We start from the raw sequence: 8015 nt of genomic DNA on the forward strand, positions 1-8015 counted from the left end.
AAAAGTAACCAAAAGGTCCTCGCCCCTCCACTCGGCACCTCGCCTAGGCTCGGTGTGCCCGCACGCAGGCTTGAATCCGTGGGCCGCCGCCACGCGCCATCCATGGCGCGGGGCGGCTAACCCGGCATCCTTGCCGGGTTACCCACGGATTCAAGCCTGCGTGCGGCCATCGTGGTTAACGGGGCGCCCTGGATCAAGATCAAGATCTACAGCACGGCGGCCTGAAAGCCGACCTGAGTGGTTGAAGCAGAAGCAGGGCAACAGCGAAGCAGCACAACTTCTAACTGATGAAATAGGGTCCAACTGTGGGAGCGGCGGTGCGACGATTCGACTTGCTCGCGAAGGCGGTGTGTCAGTCAACAAATTCATTGGCTGACCCACTGCATTCGCGAGCAAGCCCGCTCCCACAATTTGATCTCATTTCATCAGGTAGAAGTTGTGCTGCTCTGCTGTTGTCCTGCTTTTGCTTCAACCACTCAGGTCGGCTTTCAGGCCGCCGTGCTTTAGATCTTGATCTTGATCCAAGGCGCCCCGTTAACCACGATGGCCGCACGCAGGCTTGAATCCGTGGGCAACCCGGCAAGGACGCCGGGTTAGCCGCCCCGCGCCATGGTTGGCGCGTGGCGGCGGCCCACGGAGTCAAGCCGGAGTGCGGGCACACCGAGCCGGAGGCGAGGTGCCGAGTGGAGGGGCAAGAGCCCTTTGCTTACTTTGGGGCTTTTCCAAAGTGAGCCGCCGTAAGGGCGGAACCCATAGCGGCCATCACCCAAATAACGGATATCCCCTCAAACCAAATGCAGATGGTTATCCCAAAACCCCGCCGGCAACTCCATCGGCTTGGCCATCAACACCGCCTGCCGACAATCATAAAACCGGCACCGCCCCTGGCCCGACGTCACCACAAACCCGTCCGCCACCGCACCCACCCCGGCACAATCCGGCAAAGGCCCGTCCAGGCGCAGCTCACCGCTGTCCATGTCCCAGATAAAAAACCGATTGCCCCGCGGCGCAGTCAACGCCACCAAACGCAATTCACTGTGCACCGCCACACTGGCCGTGTAATGCCCCATCGCCTGCAACTGCTCATCCGCCACCGCAAACGGCACGAACGGCTGCCCCGGCCGTTTGATCGCGAGCAACTCGGAGCGCTCCTGCGACGGCCCCATGAACTGCTGCCCCGTGAGGATCGTGCCATCACTGGCAATCCCCATATGGCGCACGCTGTTCATCGGCTGGCTGAGGGTTTCCTTGCTGATCAAACTGCCGTCACGCTGCATCAAAACCAGGCTCGGCTCCATGGCGTTGAGGTTCATCTCCACCCGGCTTTCGGCCTCGGTGCGAATCCCGCCGTTGGCCACCACCAGGGTTTCGCCATCAGGCATCCAGGACACCTGGTGCGGGCCGATGCCGTGGGTGGACAGCTCGCCACTGCGCACCAGCCGCTCGCCTTCGAATTTATACACACCGAGCAAGCCACGGCCTGGGTCGGACGTGTCGTTCTCGGTGGCGTACAGCCAGTCGCCGCTCTTGTGGATCACCGCGTGGCCATAGAAGTGGCGATTGGCCTGGGAGGTGATGGTTTGCAGCAGCGCGCCATCACGCAAATCGACCAGGTAACTTTCGGTGCCCGGGCGACGGGCGACAAACAGCGCAATCGGCAACGTCGGGTGGTTGATGATGTCGTGGCAGCGCTGGCCGACCTGGGTGGCAAACACCGGCTTGCCGTCGAGCTGATAGCCGACGGCGTAGTGCTTGCCGTCCGCGTCATCACGCGCCGACAGCAGCAGCGGGCCTTTCAGGCCCTTTTGCTTGAACAGCGTCCAGCCACCCAAAGTGATCGCACTGAGCAGCACGCTGCCAACCGCTAAAGCCTGTCGCCTGAGCATCATCAGTCACCGTCGTTGGCGTTAAAGCCCAGTTGGATGCCCAGCGCCTTGGCCAACTCGCCTTCGTGCAGGCGATGGACCACGTTGAGGCTGTCGTAGATGTCGTTGAGTTGCTGGCGCCCGGCGTCGTCGGCCAGCAGTTCATTGAGAGTGCGCTGGTTGCTGGCGAACAACTTCAGGGACGCGGCATATGCGGCGTCGATCTTGTCGGCCAACGGTTTTTGTTCGGCAGGCAACAGGCCGCGCAGGCCTTTGTTGTCGACCCCGGCCCACACGGTCTGGGCGGCGGCGAGGCTGGCTTCCAGGCTTTGCAGGGATGACTGGCTGCGCCACGCATCGGCCTGGAACGGCTGCGGAATGCCCTTGGTCTGGCGGCCCATCGGCGTGCCAAGTTTCTTCTTCAAGGTGTCCAGTGCAGTCACCTGGACGCGCAGGAGGTCGGCGATGGCTTCGTGGGAATCGGCGTAACGCTGATTTGGAAACTTGGTCATCTGCGCGAGCATGCCGTCGGTGCTGTTCCAGCTCGCCAGGATCTCTTCGGCCAGGGCTTTCTGACGCTCGCCAATGGCCACCAGCAGCGGGCAATAACGAGCTTTCTGGGCTTCGTCGGCGACGTCGGTCTTGGCGTCGTAGAGGATGTATTCGTAGGCGGACAGGCCTTGCACCACCACGCTGGATTTGGCCAGGGCGGCGCCGTCGATCTGCGGCTGGGCAGTGACCAGTTGTTCTACCTGACGACCGACCAGGTTTTTCTTGTCCGGCCAGAATTGCACCTGCCATGAACGGTTGCCTTCGGCCAGCGGGCCGATCAGCAGTGGTTGCAACTCGGCCCAGGCCTTTTGCGCGTGCAGGAAGTCGGCGCGGGCGGTGTCCAGGCTTTCCTTGCCCTGGCAGTAAGCCAGCGCGCTGACGGCCAGTTGGCGGTCGGCTTCAACCCAACGGCTGTAGGTCGGCAGGATCACTTGCTTGGCGATGGCCGCCGAGGTCACCGCTTGCGGGTCCTGGGGCGAGCACGCGCCGAGGGCGAGGGCGGCCAGGCTGGTGAACAACAACTTGGGACGGAACATGTCGAGCTCCCTTCTGTAATTGGGGCGAAGCTTATAAAGAGTTCAGGAACGCCAGCAACGCGGCACGCTGCTCGGCATTAAAGGACAACACATGCTGCTGCGCCGCTTGCGCTTCACCGCCATGCCAGAGCACGGCTTCGAGCAGGTTGCGGGCGCGGCCGTCATGCAAAAACTGGGTATGGCCACTCACGGTTTGCGTCAGGCCAATGCCCCACAACGGCGGCGTGCGCCAGTCACGGCCACCGGCCTTGAATTCGCTGCGATTGTCGGCCAGGCCGTCGCCCATGTCGTGCAGCAGCAGGTCGCTGTAGGGGCGGATCACTTGGTTGGCCAACTCGGGTTCGGCGGCGTTGGCAGCTGTGGTGAAGGTCGGCGCGTGGCAACCTTGGCAACCGGCCTGATAGAACAGGTTCTTGCCGGCCAGCACCTGCGGCGTGTTGACGCCACGGCGCGCCGGCACGGCGAGGTTGCGGGTGTAGAACAGCACCAGGCGCAGGATGTTATCGCTGACTTCCGGCTCGCCATCGGGGCCATTGCCATTCGGGGCCTGTTTGCAGGCGACTTGGGCGTCGGTGCAGTCATCAAAGGGTCTCAGGGACGTGGTGAGGCCCATATCACCAGAGAACGCGTGAACATTTTGTTGATTGAGGTTCGGTTGCCCGGCTTTCCAGCCGAAGCGACCGAGCACGGTTTTTTGCTGGGCATCATCCCAGACCTGATTGGCGCGGCCGACGATGGCGTCTTTGTCGGCAGTCTTCGGGTTGGTGTTGCGCAGGATATCGGCATCGCTGATGGCTTCAAGCAGCCCCAGGCCGATCATCGGCGGGGCGATGCGCGCCGAAAAAAGTGTATCTGGATGCATCGGGCCATAGCCGAGCTGGGTGATTTGCAGGGCCGGCTTGCGCAGTTCGACGACGCTGCCGTCCTTGAACGTTACGTTGACCGGCGTGTAATCGACCCGCACTTTACCTTCCGGCGGCACGCCCGGCACGGCCATGTCCTGCAGTTGCCCGCCGTAGACCGGCTCGGGCACCACGCCGATCTGCTCGATGGCTTTGGCATAGGCCGGCAGATCCTGGCCAGGCACGCGGATCGACAGGCGCACCAGCATCGACACCGCATTGGGCGCATCTGGCAGCGGCGGATGGCCACGGCCGTCCTTGATGTGGCAGTTCTGGCAGGCGTTGGTGTTGAACAACGGGCCCAGACCATCACGCGCGGTGGTGGTGGACGGCGCGATCACCCACGGGCTGCGAAAGAAGCTGTTGCCGACGCTGAAATCCAGGCGGCGCGTAGGCGCCAGGTTGGCCGAGGGCAGGGAAAACGCGTTCTGGTCGCGCTTGTTCACCGTCGTCGCGCCGCCGGCTCGTGATTCACCCGGCTCAGCCTTGGTGAAACGAGGGGCGTCGTCGCAGCCAGCCAGGCTCAAGGCCAGCAATGCTGCGGACAGGCGAAATAGCGAACGGAACATCGAGTTTCCTGAACGGGGGCTGAAAATAAGGCCGCAAAGTCTAACAGGGCAGGGCGGATTGAATAAGAGCAATTATCGTTTGGTGGCATCCCGATTCATTCCCGCTAGAATGGCCGCACATTTTTCTCTGGAGGTGGCCAATGCAGGCTCTCGACGCTTTGCTCAACCGTGTTTCCGTGCCGCGTTTGCTGGAACCGGCGCCGACCCAGGCGCAGCGCGACGTGCTGTTTGCCGCCGCCATGCGCGCGCCCGACCACGGTCAGCTGCGACCTTGGCGTTTCCTCACCGTGGAAGGTGCCGCCCGTGAACAGATGGGCACGCTGCTGGCTGAAGCCGCGCGGCTGCAAGACGCCGATGCACCGCAAGCCGCCATCGACAAGGCCCAGAACGGCCCGTTGCGCGCCCCTCTGGTGGTGGTAGTGATCGCGCGCCTGCAAGACCATTTCAAGGTGCCGAAATCCGAGCAACTGCTGGCGGCTGCCTGCGCGGCCCACGGTATTCTGTTGGCGGCCTACGCCCAGGGGATTGGCGCGGTGTGGCGCACGGGTGAGTTGTCTTATTCGGCCCACGTCGCCAAAGGCCTGGGGCTGACCGCTGATGAGGAAGTGATCGGCTTCCTCTACCTGGGCACGCCGCAGAACCCGCCGCGTACGGCGGCGAAAGAAGACGTGGCGGCGTTTGTTCAGGCCTGGCCTGCGGTCTGACCCAACGCGGATTGGCTCTCTGTGGGAGCTGGCTTGCCTGCGATGGCACAGTGTCAGTCAATGTATGGGTGACTGATCCACCGCCATCGCGGGCAAGCCCGGCTCCCACAGGGTTCACCATTGGTTTCGGGGTTGGCGTTTACACCTTGAACTGATCCATCAACTTCATCTGCTGAGTCGCCAGCGCATTCAGCTGGCTGCTGATGGCTGCCGACTCGGTGGCCTGGCCGGTGAGGGTTTCGGTCACGGTGCGAATCGCCGAAACGTTGCGGTTGACCTCTTCGGCCACGGCGCTCTGTTGCTCGGCGGCGCTGGCGATTTGCAGGTTCATGTCGCTGATCACCGTCACCGCGTCGCTGATCTTGCCCAGCGCCTGCACGGCTTGATGGATCTGCCCGGCATTGTTCTGGGCCTGGTGCTGGCTGGAATGCATGGTGGCCACCACGCCGCGAGTGCCGCTCTGGATGCGTTCGATCACCAGGCGGATTTCCTCCACGGAGTCCTGCGTACGTTTAGCCAGGTTGCGCACTTCGTCCGCCACCACCGCAAACCCGCGCCCGCTTTCCCCGGCGCGCGCTGCTTCAATCGCCGCGTTGAGGGCCAGCAGGTTGGTCTGCTCGGCAATGCTGCGGATCACTTCCAGCACCGAACCAATCTGCTCGCTGTTCACCGCCAGGGCTTCGACTTCCGTCACGGCCTTGCTGACTTCTTCGGCGAGAGTGGTGATGTCGCGGGTGCTTTGCTCAATGATCGACATGCCCTCACGAGCCGACTGATCGGCGCCACGTGCAGCGCTCGCGGCATTAGACGCGCTGTTGGCGACGTCATGGGCGGTGGCGCTCATTTCATTCGAGGCGGTGGCCACCTGGTCGATTTCGCGGAACTGCACCTGCATGCCTTCACTGGTCTGGCGCGCGATGGCGGAGGACTGGTCGGCGGTGCCGCGCGCCTCAGTGATGCTCTGTTTGATCTGCGCGATGGTGGGTTGCAGCTTGTCGAGGAAGCGGTTGAACCAGTTGGCCAACTCGCCCAATTCGTCTTTTTTGGCGTAGGCCAGGCGCTGGGTGAGGTCGCCTTCACCGCTGGCGATATTCTTGAGCATCGCGGCCACGGTATTGATCGGGCGGGTCACGCCGGTGGCGGTCAGCCAGATCAGCAGCAAACCGAGCAGGGCGGCGGCCGCTCCGACCAGCAGGGCCTTGAAGGTAGAGGCGGCCTGGGCCTTGTTGAGTACGTTTTGCAGTTTCAGCGCGTCGGCCAGCATCACCTCTTTCGGCAGTTTGATCACCACGCCCCAGGATTTTGCATCGGCAATCGGCTTGACCGGGTACACGGCGCGAATGGTGTCGTCTTGTTCGCGGATCATGCGGGTGTCGTTGGCCAGCAGTTGCACGATGTCCTTGCCCTCGGCGCCGAGGGTGTCGATCAGGTTTTTGCCGACCTTGTCCGGCTGGCCGCTGAACGCCGCTATCAGGCCGGTGCTGGAGAGGATTTCCAGATAACCCGCACCGTCGAACAGGTCTTTTTGCGCCGCGTCTGTGGCAGCTTGCAAGGCATTCAGGGCCAGGTCGATACCGACCACACCGATGACCTTGCCGTCCACGATCAGCGGCAGCGAGATGGTGGTCATCAGCACCGACTTGCCGGCCACGTCATCGGCGTACGGGTCGAGCAGGCAAACAGTGCGCGTGTCGCGTGGGCAGGTGTACCAGATGTTGTAGGGCGTTCCGCTGAGGTTGGGCGTGGTCTTGGTCAGGTCGTCCTCGACCATGATGGTGTTCAGGCCGTCGCCAGCGGCGCGGCTCCAGTAGCTGGAGAAGCGGCCTTTTTCATTGGAGACGCGGGCCTTGTCGTCGATGAAGTCGCTGTCCTTGCCGTCCAGGCCATTGGTTTCGAACGCCAGCCAGATGCCGAGCACTTTGCTGTTGCGCTCAAAGGTGGTCTTGAGGCTCTGGTTGAGCTCCTCGCGCAGTGCCCCTGCGTCCAGCCCGCGCTTGGCCGCCGTGGTGCGCAGCCCCTTGATCTGGTCGGCCAGCGCGGTGACGACAATCAGGTTTTCACCGAAGGTTTTCTGCAACTGCACGGCTTGTTCGGCCGCCTTGGCTTGCAACAGGTTCTGCACGCTGTGAGTGAGCATATGTGAGCTTGAATCACTGACCAGCCGGTTGTTCTGATCAGCCTCGTACAGGTTGATACCGACGACCAGCGCAATCACCCCCAGGAGGCAAAGGCCGGACAGCAGCACGATTTTCAAGCGTATGGAGAGGGTGTCGAACATAGGTTCACTCGCGTATGGACTTGTTGGAATGCAAGCAGGGCGAGCCAAGTCCATTCGGCGCTATGTCCGGAACATCGGCGTAACGAGATGTTTCATGAGGGGCAGGCGATGAGCGGTAGGTGAATGGCTGAACCCGGCGTTATACGGGCGCTGCAAGGCGTTCCGGGCGCGACCAGATCCACAGGTTGCCCAGGCTCATCCCGGCGATCGCCAGGTAGATCGGCCAGCCGTGATCGAGCATCACCAGCATCAGCAAGGCACACAGCAGCATGCTTACGGTGGCGCTGACTTTAGCGCGGCGCGCGATGATTTTGCCGTTGCGCCAGTTGAACAGGATCGGGCCGAACAGGCGGTGGTTTTCGAGCCAGGCGCTAAGGCGCGGCGAGCTCTTGGTGGCAGCCCAGGCGGCAAGCAGGATGAATTCGGTGGTGGGCAAACCCGGTATCACAATCGCCACCAGCCCAATGCCCAGGCTGACGTAGGCGAGCAGGCCGAAGAGGATCTGCGCGATTTTTGAGGTGGATTGGGTTTTGCGGGTCATGGTGAAGCTTTCTGGTAAGAAGGGTTATTCAAGCTGAAATTCGTTCAAATGTGGGAGCTGGCTTGCCT

General features: G+C 62.5%; 6 protein-coding genes and 1 pseudogene. 1 reads left to right on the top strand and 6 read right to left on the bottom strand.

All coding sequences use genetic code 11. The features are described from left to right. Window positions 1–785: 785 nt before the first annotated feature. From WBB95_RS00320 to WBB95_RS00330, 3 genes are read right to left on the bottom strand one after another with little or no spacing between them, the layout of a single operon-like run. On the bottom strand, window positions 786–1886 hold the full coding sequence (locus tag WBB95_RS00320) for a DUF1513 domain-containing protein (RefSeq protein ID WP_424485783.1): 1101 nt from the start codon (window positions 1884–1886) through the stop codon (window positions 786–788). Between the two features lie 2 nt (window positions 1887–1888). Continuing rightward, a complete protein-coding gene (locus WBB95_RS00325; RefSeq protein WP_424485779.1) occupies window positions 1889–2953 on the bottom strand; it encodes an imelysin family protein in 1065 nt (354 codons plus the stop codon). Window positions 2954–2984: 31 nt separating this feature from the next. Continuing rightward, window positions 2985–4424 carry a di-heme oxidoredictase family protein gene (locus tag WBB95_RS00330; RefSeq protein ID WP_424485780.1) on the bottom strand — a complete coding sequence of 480 codons (1440 nt, stop codon included), beginning with the start codon at window positions 4422–4424 and terminating at the stop codon, window positions 2985–2987. 140 nt (window positions 4425–4564) lie between these two features. Between WBB95_RS00330 and WBB95_RS00335 the strand changes: the two genes are divergently transcribed. Continuing rightward, complete coding sequence (locus tag WBB95_RS00335) at window positions 4565–5128, top strand: NAD(P)H nitroreductase (RefSeq protein WP_424485781.1); 564 nt, start codon at window positions 4565–4567, stop codon at window positions 5126–5128. Between the two features lie 139 nt (window positions 5129–5267). On the opposite strand, the gene WBB95_RS00340 is transcribed toward WBB95_RS00335, so the two are convergent. From WBB95_RS00340 to WBB95_RS00350, 3 genes and pseudogenes are all read right to left on the bottom strand, one after another. Next, window positions 5268–6023, bottom strand: a complete 756-nt coding sequence (locus WBB95_RS00340) for a methyl-accepting chemotaxis protein (RefSeq protein ID WP_424485784.1) — start codon at window positions 6021–6023, stop codon at window positions 5268–5270. 150 nt (window positions 6024–6173) lie between these two features. Further along, a pseudogene (locus WBB95_RS00345) lies at window positions 6174–7460 on the bottom strand (chemotaxis protein); the annotation flags it as partial. An 85-nt stretch (window positions 7461–7545) separates the two neighbouring features. After that, a complete protein-coding gene (locus WBB95_RS00350) occupies window positions 7546–7947 on the bottom strand; it encodes a YbaN family protein (RefSeq protein WP_424485782.1) in 402 nt (133 codons plus the stop codon). Window positions 7948–8015: the final 68 nt, after the last annotated feature.

The sequence above is a fragment of the Pseudomonas sp. genome (assembly GCF_049645325.1).
Classification (GTDB): domain Bacteria; phylum Pseudomonadota; class Gammaproteobacteria; order Pseudomonadales; family Pseudomonadaceae; genus Aquipseudomonas.